Origin of the sequence: Marinomonas sp. UCMA 3892 (assembly GCF_012726345.1) — a bacterium.
Taxonomy (GTDB): Bacteria; Pseudomonadota; Gammaproteobacteria; order Pseudomonadales; family Marinomonadaceae; genus Marinomonas.
Genome location: NZ_PTXN01000006.1, coordinates 1 through 16365 on the forward strand (window position 1 = coordinate 1; position 16365 = coordinate 16365).

At 44.2% G+C, this 16365-nt stretch carries 14 protein-coding genes; 9 read left to right on the top strand and 5 right to left on the bottom strand.

Annotated features, from left to right (window positions below):
* On the bottom strand, window positions 1-201 hold a 201-nt coding region (locus B6N13_RS09375), incomplete at its 3' end, for a helix-turn-helix domain-containing protein (RefSeq protein ID WP_169459188.1).
* A gap of 107 nt (window positions 202-308) precedes the next feature.
* Window positions 309-1019: an acid phosphatase AphA gene (gene aphA, locus B6N13_RS09380; RefSeq protein ID WP_169459189.1), complete on the bottom strand. Its 711-nt coding sequence runs from the start codon at window positions 1017-1019 to the stop codon at window positions 309-311.
* 374 nt (window positions 1020-1393) lie between these two features.
* Here aphA and B6N13_RS09385 point away from each other — a divergent pair, with 374 nt between their 5' ends.
* The 6 genes from B6N13_RS09385 to B6N13_RS09410 all read left to right on the top strand — a co-directional run bounded on the left by B6N13_RS09385 (window position 1394) and on the right by B6N13_RS09410 (window position 8068).
* Window positions 1394-2320 carry a LysR substrate-binding domain-containing protein gene (locus B6N13_RS09385; RefSeq protein ID WP_012071523.1) on the top strand — a complete coding sequence of 309 codons (927 nt, stop codon included), beginning with the start codon at window positions 1394-1396 and terminating at the stop codon, window positions 2318-2320.
* Window positions 2321-2461: 141 nt separating this feature from the next.
* A complete protein-coding gene (gene tcuA, locus B6N13_RS09390; RefSeq protein WP_169459190.1) occupies window positions 2462-3886 on the top strand; it encodes an FAD-dependent tricarballylate dehydrogenase TcuA in 1425 nt (474 codons plus the stop codon).
* A gap of 42 nt (window positions 3887-3928) precedes the next feature.
* A complete protein-coding gene (tcuB, locus tag B6N13_RS09395; protein ID WP_169459191.1) occupies window positions 3929-5062 on the top strand; it encodes a tricarballylate utilization 4Fe-4S protein TcuB in 1134 nt (377 codons plus the stop codon).
* A 68-nt stretch (window positions 5063-5130) separates the two neighbouring features.
* Window positions 5131-6126 (top strand): tripartite tricarboxylate transporter substrate-binding protein, encoded by a 996-nt coding sequence (locus B6N13_RS09400; protein ID WP_012071520.1) that lies wholly within the window; start codon window positions 5131-5133, stop codon window positions 6124-6126.
* A complete protein-coding gene (locus B6N13_RS09405) occupies window positions 6123-6575 on the top strand; it encodes a tripartite tricarboxylate transporter TctB family protein (protein WP_012071519.1) in 453 nt (150 codons plus the stop codon). Before B6N13_RS09400 ends, B6N13_RS09405 begins: the two co-directional genes overlap by 4 nt.
* Window positions 6563-8068, top strand: a complete 1506-nt coding sequence (locus B6N13_RS09410; RefSeq protein WP_012071518.1) for a tripartite tricarboxylate transporter permease — start codon at window positions 6563-6565, stop codon at window positions 8066-8068. The genes B6N13_RS09405 and B6N13_RS09410 overlap by 13 nt, the downstream gene beginning before the upstream one ends.
* Before the next feature lie 124 nt (window positions 8069-8192).
* Here the strand turns inward: B6N13_RS09410 and ileS are convergent, their stop codons facing one another.
* Window positions 8193-11363, bottom strand: a complete 3171-nt coding sequence (gene ileS, locus B6N13_RS09415; protein ID WP_169459192.1) for an isoleucine--tRNA ligase — start codon at window positions 11361-11363, stop codon at window positions 8193-8195.
* A 281-nt stretch (window positions 11364-11644) separates the two neighbouring features.
* Between ileS and B6N13_RS09420 the strand changes: the two genes are divergently transcribed.
* The 3 genes from B6N13_RS09420 to B6N13_RS09430 all read left to right on the top strand — a co-directional run bounded on the left by B6N13_RS09420 (window position 11645) and on the right by B6N13_RS09430 (window position 13688).
* Window positions 11645-12829: an ATP-binding protein gene (locus B6N13_RS09420; RefSeq protein ID WP_169459193.1), complete on the top strand. Its 1185-nt coding sequence runs from the start codon at window positions 11645-11647 to the stop codon at window positions 12827-12829.
* A gap of 39 nt (window positions 12830-12868) precedes the next feature.
* A complete protein-coding gene (locus B6N13_RS09425) occupies window positions 12869-13330 on the top strand; it encodes an RloB domain-containing protein (protein ID WP_169459194.1) in 462 nt (153 codons plus the stop codon).
* A 109-nt stretch (window positions 13331-13439) separates the two neighbouring features.
* The gene (locus B6N13_RS09430) at window positions 13440-13688 is read left to right on the top strand and encodes a type II toxin-antitoxin system Phd/YefM family antitoxin (protein ID WP_169459195.1); all 249 of its coding nucleotides are present in this window, start codon (window positions 13440-13442) and stop codon (window positions 13686-13688) included.
* A 34-nt stretch (window positions 13689-13722) separates the two neighbouring features.
* Here B6N13_RS09430 and B6N13_RS09435 read toward each other — a convergent pair whose 3' ends face one another.
* Both B6N13_RS09435 and modF read right to left on the bottom strand, forming a co-directional pair.
* Window positions 13723-14775 carry a hypothetical protein gene (locus tag B6N13_RS09435; protein WP_169459196.1) on the bottom strand — a complete coding sequence of 351 codons (1053 nt, stop codon included), beginning with the start codon at window positions 14773-14775 and terminating at the stop codon, window positions 13723-13725.
* Between the two features lie 71 nt (window positions 14776-14846).
* The gene (gene modF / locus B6N13_RS09440) at window positions 14847-16271 is read right to left on the bottom strand and encodes a molybdate ABC transporter ATP-binding protein ModF (protein WP_169459197.1); all 1425 of its coding nucleotides are present in this window, start codon (window positions 16269-16271) and stop codon (window positions 14847-14849) included.
* Window positions 16272-16365 lie beyond the last annotated feature (94 nt).

The following is a 16365-nucleotide window of genomic DNA, read 5'->3' on the forward strand; positions in this document are numbered from 1 at the left end:
CCTCACTTTGGTAGACCAATCCATTTTGCCGTGTTTTCGAAGCCAAGTCAGCACCGTTGATCGGCCTTGGATTCCATAGATCTTTTGAGCTTGCTTATAAGTCATGTCGCCTTTTTCAACGGCCATCACTATCTGTAATTTAAAGCCCATTGTGTAGTCGCGTTGAGTACGCTTGCGTTTGGTATTACTTGGTGTCCCCATAATAGGTCTCCTAGGTGTAAACCTATTTCAGGACGGGACATAGAAAAACAAAAAGCCGAAAATCATATTTTCGGCTTTTTGTTTTCTGATACTAATCGATAGGAAGATCAGTATTGAGAGTCTTTTAACACTCGTTCGCCATAGATACCATTTTTTGGAATCGGCGTGTAGCTAGAGTTTGCCGCGCGCATCACACGAATTCCCTCTGCGCCCGCGTCGCGTGCTGAAATAATGTCGCCATCCGCATCACCGTAATAAACTTTGATGTCATTGTCTTTAATGTACTTAGTTTTCGTGTATTCAGTACGGCTCGATCCCGCAAAAATAACATCGTGCATATCTTTGATATCAAACGTCTTTTTCAAATACTCAGTAGTGAAATTACAATCAGAACCGGTACGACCTGTGATGAAATAAATGCTATCACCACGTTCTTGGTGCATCGCAATCAACTCTTTGGCAATATTCTTTGGCATGCTGAATGCGTCCCAGCCACAGTTTGCTTTATCCCAAAAGTCTTGATTCGTTAGGTAAGAATAACCATTTGGCGAGAACTCTTGCTGGCCACGATAAAAAACCGGCGTGCTAAACAAGGTCGTATCATCGATATCAAAACCAACCGCAAAAGGCGCCTTGCCTTGCAGCTCTTTCTGAATATCCGCAACAGAAATCATCTTCACATCCGTTGGCATGCCCGCAGTGGTCATATCAATGGTGGAATAGCCTTTATTAGTGCCAGGTGTTTTTGGGTCTGCGTTAGCAGATAAACTAGCGACACAAGCCAGTACAAGCGTTATCGAGCGTAGAGTATGGTTCACAGTGTTCCCTATAGGTTTCATTGTTAATAACTTGCGTATCTTATCGCTAAAAAGTGCGACTTTCTATCACCTTGTTTTGGGTCAAACTGGAAATTCAAATTTAATCAATACGCATTTTTATAGTCTATAAATCAACGTTAATTTGTTGCAAATATGTTTTTATGATTATTTTAATACGGTTTTTATAAAACTATTATTTTTTAAATATGGTAATTGATATGGTTGTGGACGTTATTTCGGGAGAACAGAAATATAGTTATGTCTAAGTAAACTCTAGCTGGAGTTAAAAAGCATAAAATCAGCTCTTATAGAGGAGCAAAAGAAATGATCAAAAATTCAAAATTTATAAAAAGAAAAATAGAGGTGAAAAAGCTATGGAGCTTCGGCAACTTAAGTATTTTCTAAAAGTAGTAGAATGTGGCAGCTTAGGCAAGGCTGCACTTGAGTTAGATGTCGGAGCTTCTGCGCTAAGTCAACAAATAACGAAATTGGAAAACGAACTATCGACTCGCTTGCTTAACCGTACTTCAACGGGAGCACTTCCTACGAGTGCAGGTGTTGCATTTATGCATCATGCTCAATTGGCTATACGGCAAGCAGATCAAGCAGTTATTGCTGCTCAAAAAGAGCGTACTAGTGGATATGTCAGTATTGGTATGCCTCCTACTACTGCTACTGTTTTGGCTTTACCGCTTATTCGAGCCATGAGAGAACGCTACCCCCATATCCATCTTCATATTGTGGAAATGCTATCTGGCCATTTAGAAAATATGCTGAATGCACGACAGCTAGATTTATCGATTTTGTTTCATAAAGAGACGGTGCATCGCTGGAGTACAAGGGTTTTGCTTGATGAAGAGCTTTTCTTAATATCATCTCCAACAGATTTGGAAGCACCCGCAGGCTCTTCCTCGCTTTATATTAAGGATTTGGCCAATGTAAACCTGATCATGCCTAGTCGGCTACATGGATTGCGTAACAACTTAATGGCTGCCTTTGAGAGACATAATATTCATCCGAATATAATCATGGAAATCGATGGGCTTACTCTTCTTATGGACACCGTCCACCAAGGTTTTGGGGCAACCATTCAACCCGGAGCGGCTGCAGCTCGTTTCGGTGAGAGTGGACTTTGCATACGTCGAATTGAAGATGACCAATTAATTCGCCGAAACTATCTGGTCAGTCTACCAGATGATGACCTTTCACCAAGTGCGCTGGCTACTCGCGTTATGATAGTTAAAGTGGCTAAAGACTTGGTAAATAGCGGTGCGTGGTCTGGATCAAACTGGATCGGATAACCTGAATGTAGCGTTTAAATGTAGTGTTTAATTTTTCTAAACACCTCCCTAGAAAAGCCCCCTGTCGATGATCTGACTCGCGTAATAGTATTTCTCTTGATACTGAAAAGCTATGTAGCTTCTCATGCAACAGGAGAGCTTATGATCGATGTTTTGATAATTGGCGGTGGTAATGCCGCTCTATGCGCAGCCCTTATGGCGTGTGAGGCTGGAGCTAGTGTTCTACTGCTTGAAGCGTCGCCACGCGAGTGGCGTGGTGGTAACTCACAGCACACCCGTAACCTCAGGTGTATGCACGATGCTCCCCAAGATGTGCTTGTTGATGCTTATCCGGAAGAAGAATACTGGCAGGACTTGCTAAAGGTAACTGGAGGAAAGACCAACGAAGAGTTGGCCCGCTTGGTCATTCGAGAATCGTCTAGCTGTCGTGACTGGATGCGTCAGCACGGTGTCCATTTTCAACCGCCTCTTTCTGGTGCTTTGCATGTCGCACGTACCAATGCTTTTTTCATGGGAGGGGGGAAAGCTTTGGTTAATGCCTATTATCGAAGCGCTGAGCAGCTGGGTGTTCAAATCCGATACGATGTTCCAGTTGAAGATCTGGAAATTCGAGATGGACGCTTTGTTGCTGCGCTTGTACCTGAGCGAGAAGTTAACGGAACTCGCTTAGCAGCTGAGCGTATAGAAGCAAAAAGTTGCGTGCTGGCCTCTGGTGGTTTTGAGTCCAATCGAGATTGGTTGCGTGAAGCCTGGGGGATGAATGAGCGTGGAGAATATCCGTCTGACAATTTTCTGATTCGCGGTACTCGTTTTAATAAGGGAACCCTGCTAAAGCGCATGCTCAGCCTAGGAGCTGACAGTATTGGCGACCCGACCCAAGCACATATGGTTGCTATAGACGCTCGTGCGCCCCTTTATGATGGAGGGATCTGTACCCGTATCGACTGTGTATCCCTTGGTGTTGTGGTTAATAATGAAGGCAAGCGATTCTACGATGAGGGCGAAGATTTTTGGCCCAAGCGTTATGCGATATGGGGGCGACTAGTGGCGCAACAGCCTGGCCAGATAGGTTACTCCATTATAGACAGCAAAGCAGTTGGCAACTTCATGCCCCCAGTGTTTCCAGGTAACAAAGCCGACTCATTCGAGCAGCTAGCTGACCAACTGGGCCTACCCAGAGAAACCTTCGTACGTACTATTCAAGAGTACAACAAAGCCTGTCGTCCTGGCTCCTTCAACCACACTGAGCTGGATGATTGTGTTACCGAAGGCATTATCCCTGCAAAAACACACTGGGCGCGCCCCATCGACACGCCGCCGTTTTATGGCTACGCATTGAGACCTGGGGTGACATTTACCTACTTGGGCCTCAAAACCGATAAGACTGCAGCCGTACACTTTGCCGACCAGCCCAGCAAAAACCTGTTTGTAGCAGGTGAAATGATGGCAGGTAATGTACTGGGTATGGGCTATACCGCTGGTGTTGGTATGTCTATTGGTACAGCGTTTGGCCGCATCGCAGGGCGGAATGCAGCCTTATCCAGCCTAGGCAGATCACCTGCGTAGGCTATCTGAATATATGACCGCTAGAGAATAAGTGAATTTATCATGAACGCTGAAAGCAATTTGATTCCAGTCTTGAATATTGATGAAGAAGAAGTCAATCGACAGATGCAGATCTGTAATGCCTGCCGTTATTGTGAAGGCTTCTGTGCCGTTTTCCCTGCTATGACACAGCGCTTGGAATTTGGTAAAGCAGATATACATTATCTGGCCAATTTATGCCATAACTGCGGAGCGTGTCTGCATGCTTGCCAATATGCTGCTCCACATGAATTTGAGGTCAATATCCCTAAATCCATGGCCAAAGTACGTTTGAAAACCTATACCGACTATGCATGGCCGCAAAAACTAGGAGGCCTGTATCAGCGCAACGGATTGACACTAGCTTTGTCCAGTGCGTTGGGTCTAGGTCTTTTTTTGGTTTTGACCTTGCTCATACAAGGAAGCCTGTTTAGTAAAATTGAAGGGGGGGACTTTTATCAAATTTTCCCTCATAACACTCTAGTTACTATGTTTGGCTCCGTTTTTATTTTTTCTATTCTAGCACTAGTACTTGGGGTAGTTCGCTTCTGGCGCCAAGTCGCACCAAGAGAAAAACTGCAACAAGAGCATGCGCCAGTACTTATGCAAGTAGGAGAGGCTGCCCTAACACTTAAATACCTAGATGGTGGACATGGTCAAGGGTGCAATAACGAGGACGACGCCTACACCTTAGCCCGTCGACGCTTTCATCATTTAACCTTTTATGGATTCATGCTCTGTCTATCTGCAACTTCAGTGGCAACTTTGTACCACTATTTTATGGGATGGGAAGCTCCTTATCCCATCTTTAGTCTACCTGTTATGTTGGGAATTATTGGTGGTTTAGGTTTATTGGTGGGGCCTGCAGGGTTGCTTTACCTCAACTATAAACGACATCCAGAGCATGGAGATCAAGCTCAGCGTCCTATGGATCGAGCCTTTATCGTACTTCTATTTATGATCAGTCTGACTGGGCTGCTTTTGCTTGGCTTCAGAGAATCCACCTTGATGCCACTCATGCTGGCCTTGCATCTAGGTTTTGTGATGGCTTTTTTTCTTACCATGCCATACAGCAAATTTGGACACGGTTTCTACCGTTGCGCGGCACTGTTTAAGTTTTATCTTGAAACACTAAAAGATAATAAATCCAAGCGCTAAAAGATAATAAATCCAAGCGCTAAAAAATAATAACAGCTGTTACTTAAACAACAGCAAGGATCAATATAATGAAAATAAAAACAAAACTGGCCGTTGCTACAGCCTCACTTATCATTGGGTTAACCAGCACATTGGGAATCGCAGCTGAGCCTTTGATTACTGGAAAAGTTGATTGCATTGCACCTGCAGGTCCAGGTGGCGGTTGGGATTTTACTTGCCGAAGCATTGGCCGATTGCTGAACAATTTCAGTAATGGAGAAATCACGGTACAGACACTTAACATGCCCGGTGCAGGAGGTGGGGTCGGTTTTGCGCACATGATCACTAAACGTAGAAATGATTCTAAAGTGCTCGCTGCAGCCAGTACTGCAACAACTGCTCGCCTAGCACAAAATCAGTTTCCGGGGATGAATTCTGGCATGGTTCGCTGGGTTGGTGCTATTGGAACTGATCCAGGTATTATTGCTGTAAATAGAGAGTCCGAAATTGATTCCCTAGCAACCCTTATCAAGAAGCTAAAGGAGGACCCAAGCTCAGTAACATTCGCCGGTGCCAGTGCAATCGGTGGTTGGGATCATTTGAAAATTCTGATGACCGCACATTCTGCAGGCGTTTCCGATCTGAAGCGCATTAAATACCTATCTTATAACAATGGTGGCACAGCGGTTACCCAGGTGGTTGGCGGCCATATAGATGTTTTGGTTGGTGTTGCCTCTTCTTCTAAAGGGTTCATTGAGTCTGGAGACCTCAGACCACTTGCTGTACTTGGGCATAGCCATCTTAGCCCCCCGCTGGACAATATTCCGACCTCTTTCGAACTAGGCTTAGATGTAGAAGCGAGTAATTGGCGCGGTTTCTATATGCCTAAAGAGGTGTCTGAAGAGGAATACCAGTGGTGGGTCAGCAATCTGAAGGCTGCCAGTCAAACAGACGAATGGAAACGAACTATGGTTCAAAATGGTCTGGAGCCATTCAGTCTGTTTGGTGAAGAGTTTGATCAATTCGTGAATAAGCAAGTTGAATCCTTAGCTAATATTTCTAAAGAAATTGGAATTATCAAATGATAAATTTGGACCGTATTCTGGGTCTTTTATTGCTGATTCTAGCCGTAGCATACGGTTGGGGAGCATTCAATTTTCAAGTCGCTTTTGCCGTGCCTGAAAGTGTTGGACCCGCAACCTTTCCTAAAATACTAGCCCTCATCATCGGAGTCTCTAGTTTATACATGCTGGTCAAGCCAGATTCTCTGGAGGAAGGTATAAGATTCAAGGCATTGCCGGAATTATGTATTGTCCTTGTAGTATTGATACTTTATGTATTCATGATGGAGCCTCTGGGCTTTGTTTTATCGACATCTTGTATGGTTGCCATATTGTGTTGGCGTATGGGCGTTAAGCCTTTGTACGCAGGACTAACTGGTATTGTCGGCAGCACGCTAGTGTTTATCTTATTTCACTTCGGGCTGGCGTTACCATTGCCCATTGGTCCTTGGGAGGTAGAATGGAAACTATAGGCTTATTGATGGATGGTTTTAATACGGCTTTAAGCCTTGAAAACTTCCTTTATGCTTTAATTGGCTGCTTTGTTGGTACGTTAATAGGTGCCTTGCCGGGGTTAGGTCCAGCAAATGGCGTTGCTATAATGATCCCTTTAGCATTCACACTTGGTCTGCCGCCGGAAACGGCATTGATAATGCTTACATCGGTATATTCTGGGGCCATGTATGGAGGTAGGATTTCATCAATTCTGCTTAATATCCCCGGTGATGAACCGGCGATGATGACTTGCTTGGATGGTTATCCGATGGCACGTCAGGGCAAGGCTGCCGAAGCCTTGGCACTTTCAGCTTTAGCCTCATTTATTGGCAGTTTAGTAGCGACGATTGGTTTAATCTTCCTTGCTCCTATTCTTGCAAGATTTGCCCTCAGCTTTGGAGCTGCAGAATATTTCGCACTATTTGTGTTGGCATTCGCTACTCTGGGCGGCGTCACGGGTAAAAACCCAGTAAAATCAGTGCTGGCTGCTGGAATTGGTTTAGCCATAGCAACGATGGGTATTGACCTTTCGACGGGGACTCAACGCTATACCTTTAATGTGCTGGAACTTTTTGAAGGGGTAGATTTTATTGTCGCCATCGTGGGTCTGTTTGCGATTTCAGAGTTATTGCTCTTCATTGAAGCCAACAAAGGCGCAGCCCCGCGCGGTGAGATTAAAATGAACCCGCTACGTCTGAACTTTGCAAGCATCCGTCAAATACTGCCAACGTCTTTACGAGGTGGTGTGCTTGGTTTTATCGCAGGTGTTCTACCAGGCGCAGGTGCATCTTTGGGAAGTTTTGTCAGCTATACCTTAGAGAAACGCATAGTGGGCTCCAAAGGTTTTTTCGGTGAAGGAGACCCACGTGGTATTGCAGCCCCAGAGGCAGGTAATAACGGCGCTGCTGCTGGGGCCCTAGTGCCAATGCTTACCTTAGGGATACCTGGCAGTGCAACTACAGCAGTTCTTCTGGCCATGTTGGTATCGTTCAATATTACTCCCGGTCCACTGATGTTTACTCAAAATGCAGACATCGTCTGGGGGGTTATCGCGGCTCTATTGCTGGGTAATATTTTGCTCTTGCTTCTAAACATACCTCTTGTGGGCATCTTTGTTCGTTTGTTATCAATACCTCCGCGCTATTTGCTACCCATTGTCACCATGGTGGCTTTTGTTGGAGTCTATGCCATCAGCCGATCAGTGTTTGATCTTTGCTTCATGATTGCGTTTGGTGTTGTCGGCTATATCTTCCGCAAAGCAGAAATCCCACTTGTGCCAATAATTTTAGGCATGCTATTGGGACCGGAAATGGAAAAGAACCTACGACATGTGATGCAAATACACGATGGCAACTGGGCAATGCTATGGGGAAGCAGTCTGTCAATTGGACTTTGGTGTATTGCTGTTGCTGGACTCATCATTCCAGTAATTATTGGCCCTATTATGCGTGCAAGGATAGGCAAACAATAAGCTAGTTATCTCTTGCTAGACTGGAGACCTTGTTGCGAGGGTCTCCAGTCATTGCATGTGTGATCATAGATTACACAACTACGAATCTCCGTCATTTAGAGAAATGAAGGCTGACTTATATTTACTATTTATTACTTAGCCCAACAATGACTTTGACCATGCCCAGATCGGTCACTAAGGGGCCAATAGACTCAGATAAACTCGTAAAGCGCAGTTTATCTGCCAAGGTTTCTGTCTTGATGTAATCAAGGTGATGCTGGCACCAATGAGTCAGTACGTCACTCGCTTCGATACTAATGTCGATGCGATCCAACACCTTGTAGCCCTGTTGCTTACGCATTTTCTGAATGTGGCTGACAATCTCTCGCATGGCGCCTTCTGCCACTAATTCTTCTGTCAGTTCTGGGTCGATGCTGATCGACACAAAACGGTTGGACGTGGTGTGCGTACCCGCTTTGGCTTGACGATAGACGTTAATCTCTTCTTGGTTAAATACTTGCCCATCCACCTCGATTTGCCCGTGGGTTTCTAGGTGCTCCAGCTCTTGCTCATTGAGTTGCGCAATACGTGCTGCATAGTGTTTCATCTGCTTGCCAAGGCGTTTGCCTAAAACCGGGAAATTCGCTTTAGCGTAGAAGTCGATGTAGTCATTTTCCTGTTGGCTAAAGAGTACGTATTTGATGTTCAGCTCGGTTTGAACGTAATTGGTTAAACGGGCGATGTCGTTTAGTACCTGAGCCTCTTTATGCAATACGGTCAGCGATTTGAGCGGGGTTTTTAGTTTAATTTTCAAATCGTTACGCAGTTGGCGGCCCATTACCAAGATGTGCTGAACACGAGCGACACTGGCTTCTAAGTCTTCGTCTTTTAACGCCGCATTTGCTGTGGGGTAGTCGCATAAATGCACAGACTCTGGCCTATCGTTAGCTGAAAAAGGCAGCAGCTCTTGGTATAGATGTTCCGCAAGGAAGGGCGTAAAAGGTGCCATTAAAGTACCAAATGTATCCAAACAAGAGTACAAAGTGTGATAAGCCTGTTGTTTGTCTTCATTCATTTCTTTTTGCCAAAAGCGGGCTCGATTCAAACGGATATAGCCATTAGTGAGATCTTCGATAAACTCAAATAGCGCAGGCACCACGTTGTAGAGATGGTAGGCTTGCATCTCCTGATTGACCTTGGTTGTTAAGGTTTGCAGGCGAGACAATATCCACTGGTCCAAGATGTTATCAGAGGATTTGTCCGATCCTGAGTCTTGCCATTGATCGATCTCGGCGTAGGTCGAGAAGAAGCGAAAACCATTGAGCCAAGGCAACAAGACCTGACGCACCATATCTTGTACGCCCGCATCAGAAAAACGCTGCTCTTCCGCCTTTACCAAGCCTGAGTTAATCAAATATAGACGCAAAGCATCCGCCCCGTAGTGTTCCATCAGAGTGTCTGGGGGCGTGTAGTTTTTGAAACGCTTGGACATTTTCTTGCCATCTTCCGCCATCACGATGCCATTGACGATAACGTTTTTAAACGCTGGTCGCCCGAACAAACATTGGCTGAGAACTTGTAAGGTATAAAACCAGCCCCGTGTTTGATCCACCCCTTCTGCGATAAACGCAGCTGGGAAGTTACGTTCAAATTGCTCTTTATTTTCAAAGGGATAGTGCACTTGTGCATAAGGCATGGCACCGGACTCAAACCAGCAGTCGAATACTTCCGCAATGCGTCGATAGGTGCCTGGTTCCTCTGGAAGTGAGAAAGTCAGTTCATCAACATGATCACGATGCAAATCGTCGACGGTTACGCCAGTGTAGTTTTTTAACTCTTCTATAGAGCCAAGACACAAATGCTTTCCTGTTGTATCGTTTACCCAGATTGGCAGCGGAGTACCCCAATAGCGGTTACGCGATACCGACCAATCGATTGCCCCTTCTAACCATTTTCCCATGCGGCCTTGTTGGATATGCTCTGGTACCCAATTGATCTGTTCGTTGTTGGCTTGTAGCTCTGCACGCATTTGCTCTACCTTGATGTACCAAGAGGGCACAGAACGGTAGATGATGGGCGTATCGGAGCGAGGACAAAAAGGATAACTATGGGTGATGGTTTCCTGACGGTACAAAAGATCACGCGCTTTTAATGTTTGCATGATAGCTTTATCTGCATCTTTCACATACAAGCTCTTGTAGTCAGTCACTTCATGGGTGAAGCGGCCACGACTGTCCAAAGGGCAAACAGAGGCATGTAGACCATTGGCTTTGCAGACGCGGTTATCGTCTTCACCAAAGGCAGGTGCCATGTGAACAATGCCTGTACCACTGCCAGTCGAGACAAAATCATCGGCAAATACTTGGAAAGCACCGGACTCATTCAAGTGGCTAAAATAGGGGAAAAGCGGCTCGTAGTGTTTACCACTCAAGTCTGCTCCCAAAACTTTATCAAGCACCTCTACATCACGGCCTTTGCACATAGATTCCAGTTGCGCCTCGGCGAGCCAAAGGGTTTTGTTGATAGTGGCATCATGTACTTTGACATAAGGAATGTCTGGGCCAACGCACAGGGCAAGATTTGAAGGCAGTGTCCAAGGTGTGGTTGTCCAAGCGGCAAAATAGGCGTCTTCCTCTACGAGTTTAAACAATACAGTGACCGCAGGGTCTTGAACTTCCTTGTAGTTAGAACTGGCTTCAAAGTTAGATAATACGGTTTCCAGCTCAGTGGAATAGGCGATAACCTTGTCCCCTTGGTAGACGAGTCCTTTGTCCCACAGTTGTTTAAAGACCCACCAAACGGACTCCATGTACCAAGGCTCCATGGTGCGATAATCGTTGTCAAAATCTACCCAGCGGCCAAGGCGCGTGATGGTCTTTTCCCACTCGCTGGCATAACGCTGAACAATGCCACGGCATTCCGCGTTGTAACGGGCGATACCCAGCGATTCAACTGCTTCTTTGGCGGACATACCAAGGGATTTATCGATTTCATGCTCGATGGGCAAACCATGACAATCCCAACCAAAACGGCGCTCTACATGGAATCCTTTCATCGTAAAGTAACGCGGGATGATGTCTTTGATGGTTGATGCCACCAGATGACCATGATGGGGCAACCCCGTTGCAAACGGTGGCCCATCGTAAAACACATAGTCAGGCTTATGCTTCGAAGCGGCAAGAGAGCGCTTAAAAATCTGTTTGTCCTGCCAAAATGTCAGCACAGCATGTTCAGCATCCACGAACGAAAAACGCTCGGATGTAGAGGGATTGTCAGCCTCAGGGGCTAAATGCGAAGGGGAGTCTTGAGTACTCATATCGGCTTCCTGTTAAAACCCAAGAAGCAGAAAAAAGAAACCCGCCTCTTGGGCGGGTTTGCTTTATTTACTCAACAACGAACCCACCACTCCTAGGAATGATGATAATAATTCGTTGCTGAGTAAGGGATACGTTTTTCATAGCTCTATTTTTACCTTTGATCAGAATGACAGTCAAGTGTGGTTGAGGTATTTATGATTCTCTTAATGATAGGTATCTATTTCGCAGCATTTTTTATATAGTCTTAAAATCAACGTAAATTTGTTGGAAATGGTTTTTTATGATTATTTCAATGCGGTTTAGCAATTTTTATAGCTTTGCCCAAGAAGCATCGATTAACTTTGCTGTGGGGAAAAAGCCAATCCCATCTGGGTTTGATGTCAACTTGCCTGACATTCGTTTAAACAAAGTGCTTGCTGTAGTTGGGGCAAATGGATCCGGTAAGACGCAATTTATAAAACCACTGGTCTTTTTAAGCTGGTTTGCCAGTTCGTCCTTTTTAAAAGGTGATCCTGATAGTGATGTTCCTTTTCAACCTCACCGTCTTCACCTTGAGGAAGACACCATGGTTGAAGTCGATTTCTTATTAGACAATCAGACTTATCGGTATCGACTTGTACTTAATAATGAACGTATTCAATTCGAAGGTTTGTATGTAAAAACAAGCAGTCAGTTCAGTTACCTATTTAAGCGAGAAAAAAAGGGTGAGACGTTTTCTTTTAAAGAAAAGGGATTTCCTTTCCCTGCAAATAAGGCGGAAACACTTCGTGATAATGCCTCTCTTTTGTCTGCGGCCTATAGTTACGATATTTTAGAAGCTCGCCCATTTATTGATTTTTTTAAAAGTGTTGCAAGCAATGTGGCTTATATGGGGCGTAGACATTTCCGATCTGAAGCCTTGTTTCATGCCGCAGAATCGTATGAAAAGTCACCAAGGCTAAAAGCTCGCATGATCGAAGTAATGGGAATGTTTGATTTAGGGTTGTCTAACGTGGAGATTAAAGCGTTTAAAGCGACGGACAAAGATGGCTCATCTGAACAACTTTATATGCCTATTGGCATACATCAATCTGCTGATGGAAAAGCGTTTTCCTTACCGTTTTTGGAAGAATCGAGTGGTACGCAATCGGCCTTTGTAATGTTAGAGCGCCTGTTGACCGTGCTTGAAAACGGCGGTTGCGCTGTGATTGATGAAATCGATAATGACCTACATCCATACTTGATTCCTAAAATCATAGAATGGTTTCGCTTTGAACATACTAATCCCCATCAAGCTCAACTCATCTTCACGTGTCACACGCCAGAAGTCCTTAACCGCTTGCAAAAACACCAGATTTATCTTTGTGAAAAACAGCAACAAATCTCAGATGCATGGCGTTTAGATGAGGTGGTTGGTGTACGAGCTGATGATAATCTCTATGCCAAATATATGGCTGGAGCACTTGGCGCAGTACCAGAACTGTAAACTCTGCAATTAAAAGATGGCTAGCAAAGGAATGACATAATGGCCAAACGTAAACAGATTAGAAAAACAGTCAGCACATCGCTTCTGGTTGTAGGCGAAGGTGCCGATGATAAAGCTTTTATAGACCACATGAAGCGATTCTTTTGTCCGAGATCTTGTGGTCGAACTGCCAAAGTGGAAGCGGGGGATGGCGGTTCAGCAGGAAATATTATTCAAAATGCCATTCGTAGTTTTAAAGCTGTTGATTACGACAAACGTTACCTTGTTCTAGACTCGGATCTTCCTCCCACTAATGCTGAAATGAAAAAAGCACATCAGAATGGCTACAAGATAATACTTTGGTCATCACAATGCTTAGAAGGTGCATTATTAGATGTACTTGGAGAGCGGGTGAACGACCATGAAACCAGTCAAGATCTTAAAAAGCGTCTGCATCCACGACTTGATGGTAAACATACCGACATGAATGCCTACCAAACCCTTTTTCCAGAAGACATCTAAGCGACCACGGAGAATCAATCTGTAGGATCTGTTAAAAAAGTGTTGCTTGATAAATGATCAGTCGCAAATTAAAATGACCTTTTATTAGGTCGATTAAAGGTGCTTTAAAATGACTTCTAGAATCCTTTCCGACGTGGCAGCCAGCATTACGGAATTTAAAGCCAACCCAATGAAAGTTGCCGCCAGCGCACACGGTAAAGCGGTTGCTGTATTAAATCGCAATGAACCTGCGTTTTACTGTGTCCCTGCCGAAGCGTATGAAGCCTTAATGGATAAATTGGAAGATATGGAACTGATAGCACTCGCGAAGGAACGCGCCAATGAAGAAAGTATCTCAGTCAGTCTCGCTGACTTATAAACTCGAATTCAAAGAATCTTATGCAGTAGAAAAGTTAAAGGCTTTTAAAGTCTTGATCAATATAACAAACATCAATGTAAGTTGTAGTCTTAGGTCTTGTTTTACCGACTATACCTAATGTGTGTTCGGCCTCAACCTTTTTTGAGAACATAATCAAATCATCTTTTGTCTTAAATAGGTTTATATGTTTTAAGATGTTGTGAAGAACATTTAAAAGAATTTTGTCAGTAAAAAGTAAGTCGTCTAAATTTATACTATCAATTCTTCCTGCATGTACGAAGGCTGACCGTTTTTTATAAATATCTACTATTTTTTCAGAAAAATTATTTAGTGACCATGCTGTCGTCCACCCAATAAACGCTTCTACTCTCAATGGTAAAGCTGATGAATACGAATCACCCTGTTTAGCTAATAGAGTTTCGATGGCAATAACATTCCATAAAAATGCATGCTCAAGTTCAGTGGAAGATTGGCTTTGCCCGGCAAGAATCGCAGCATTTTTAATATCTAGTTTCCAATTGTCAGAAATAATAGTTGAATCTGAATTTTTTAGTAGCGATAGAAGTTCAAAGAAAAAGTGCTTTTTATGAAATGAAAGCCACCTTTTGTCTAGTTCTAATGTATGAAATCGTCCCGAGCGGTTGAAGTGTCTCGTAGATGTCAATTTGGTTTTATTCATCGCTAAATATTTTAGACTTCCATTTCGCTTCCCGTTCGATACGTGTAGAGCCGCATTGCTTCTTCTTCTCCCGTAGCCCAGCTGAGATAAAGAAAGAATAGCTAACTCCTCTTTAACAAACTTTAGGAATTCTTGTTCTTTTTCAGTTCCAACACCACCGAACGATCCAATTGCATAAACTTCGCTTTCTTCTAAAAGAGTAGGGTCTTTAAATCTTTCTTTGAGTTCTTTTATTGTCCAAGGAAAATTAAGCCGTTTTCTGATTCGTTTTAACTTGTCTTTACTAACAAAAGTAATTTTATTAATCGTTAGCTCTTCACCTATTTCTTGAGAGATACTTAGACCGCTAACAGCTATAACGAATATCCACTGACCTTTTTCATCTACAATTTCTGTAATTGATTTCATAAAGTACTGTCCTTGTGGTGGATGAATTCAAAATAGCATTATTCTCTAGTGATGGCCTAAATACTAATATTCTAGTTCTTCTTCAACCCCAAGTAGTTCTCTATCCCTTTGATCTGGTCTTCCGCGTGGTGGTTGACGTAGAGCACGGTGGTTTCTTTCCCTTCACAAATTTTTTCTATAAGAGCGAGGACGAGCTGGCGGTTCATGTCGTCTAGGCCAAGGCAAGGCTCGTCTAGGATCAAGAGTGGTGGGTGCTTCACCATGGCGCGGGCGATGAGTAATAAACGCTGGTCGCCGTAGGAAAGCTTGTTAAAGGGCTGGTCGGCGCGGTCTGCCATGCCGAGTAGTGCAAGCCATTGGTCGGCGATTTTCTTTTGGTTATCGGTGGATTTGCTGTACATGCCGATGCTGTCGTAGAAACCGGAAATAATGACGTTTTTACAGCTGGTGCTGACGCGGTATTCCCATTGCAGTGCCGTGGAAACATAGCCGATAAATTGTTTGATTTGCCAAATGCTTTCGCCGTTGCCACGCTGAAATCCAAAGACGAAAATATCGTTGGTATAACATTGCGGATGATCGCCAGTGATCAAAGATAAAACGCCGGTTTTGCCGCTGCCATTGGGGCCGCTGAGTTGCCAATGTTGGCCGCGTTCTATGGTCCAATCTAGCTTATCTACAATTACGGTATCGCCGTATTTGATGGTGGCTTGGTTGAGTCTGACCAGCGGTTGGTTTGGGTCGAGTGCTGGCAAGGTGTTGGCTGGATCAGCTTCAGGTACTTGTAGGTCTGTGGTTTTTAAATGCAGTAATTGATACAGCTCGTTAAAGGCACTTTCGTCTTTTTTGTCTACTGTTAGCGCCAGTTCGCCCTTATCTACATAGGCGACATGAGTGATGAAGGTCGGCATTTCATCAAAGCGGTTGAGCACTAAGATCATAGGAGTGGTGTCTATGATGGAAGCCAGATGCGCTTGCAACATGGCTAGAGTGTCAGCGTCTAAACCATCAAAAGGTTCATCTAAAATTAATAAATCCGGTTTGCTCGATAGGGCGCGAATTAGCATGACTTTGCGTGTTTCGCCGGTGGAGAGTTTACGAAAGGCGCGGTCGAGCAGTTTGGTCAAACCAAATTTTTCTACCAAGGCGTGGGCAAGCTCAGGGTCTTGGCAGTTTTCAAAAATCATTTCATGTACAGGCGTGCCGAGAGAAATCACGTCCATGATGTCGGCATCGTCTTTTTTCAGCTCTTTGGCAATCAGCTCCGCTTGGGCTTCGAAAGACACTAATCCCACATTTTTTGGCAGACAAGTTACTGTGCCGTTTTCAATATCGCCAACACCTGCCAGCACAGCAACCAAGGCCGATTTACCCGCACCGTTTGTGCCAGTAATTACCCAATGCTGGTTTGATTCAATCGTCCAGTTAATATTATTCAGATGAAAGCGCTCATCAAAATTAACGCTCAGATCGACTAAACGGATGGCAGTATCCATGAGAGATTCCTTTTCAGAGACTAAAAGCTAAAAGTAACGCGACAAAAAAGCCGAGATTATTTATAGAAACAATCTCGGCTTTTTGTGTTTAATT

Bases quoted from the DNA above. Each gene is read 5' to 3' on its own strand.
- B6N13_RS09385 (WP_012071523.1), top strand. From the start codon at position 1,394: ATGGAGCTTCGGCAACTTAAGTATTTTCTAAAAGTAGTAGAATGTGGC.
- tcuA (WP_169459190.1), top strand. From the start codon at position 2,462: ATGATCGATGTTTTGATAATTGGCGGTGGTAATGCCGCTCTATGCGCA.
- tcuB (WP_169459191.1), top strand. From the start codon at position 3,929: ATGAACGCTGAAAGCAATTTGATTCCAGTCTTGAATATTGATGAAGAA.
- B6N13_RS09400 (WP_012071520.1), top strand. From the start codon at position 5,131: ATGAAAATAAAAACAAAACTGGCCGTTGCTACAGCCTCACTTATCATT.
- B6N13_RS09405 (WP_012071519.1), top strand. From the start codon at position 6,123: ATGATAAATTTGGACCGTATTCTGGGTCTTTTATTGCTGATTCTAGCC.
- B6N13_RS09410 (WP_012071518.1), top strand. From the start codon at position 6,563: ATGGAAACTATAGGCTTATTGATGGATGGTTTTAATACGGCTTTAAGC.
- ileS (WP_169459192.1), bottom strand. From the start codon at position 11,363: ATGAGTACTCAAGACTCCCCTTCGCATTTAGCCCCTGAGGCTGACAAT.
- B6N13_RS09420 (WP_169459193.1), top strand. From the start codon at position 11,645: ATGATTATTTCAATGCGGTTTAGCAATTTTTATAGCTTTGCCCAAGAA.
- B6N13_RS09425 (WP_169459194.1), top strand. From the start codon at position 12,869: ATGGCCAAACGTAAACAGATTAGAAAAACAGTCAGCACATCGCTTCTG.
- B6N13_RS09430 (WP_169459195.1), top strand. From the start codon at position 13,440: ATGACTTCTAGAATCCTTTCCGACGTGGCAGCCAGCATTACGGAATTT.
- B6N13_RS09435 (WP_169459196.1), bottom strand. From the start codon at position 14,775: ATGAAATCAATTACAGAAATTGTAGATGAAAAAGGTCAGTGGATATTC.
- modF (WP_169459197.1), bottom strand. From the start codon at position 16,271: ATGGATACTGCCATCCGTTTAGTCGATCTGAGCGTTAATTTTGATGAG.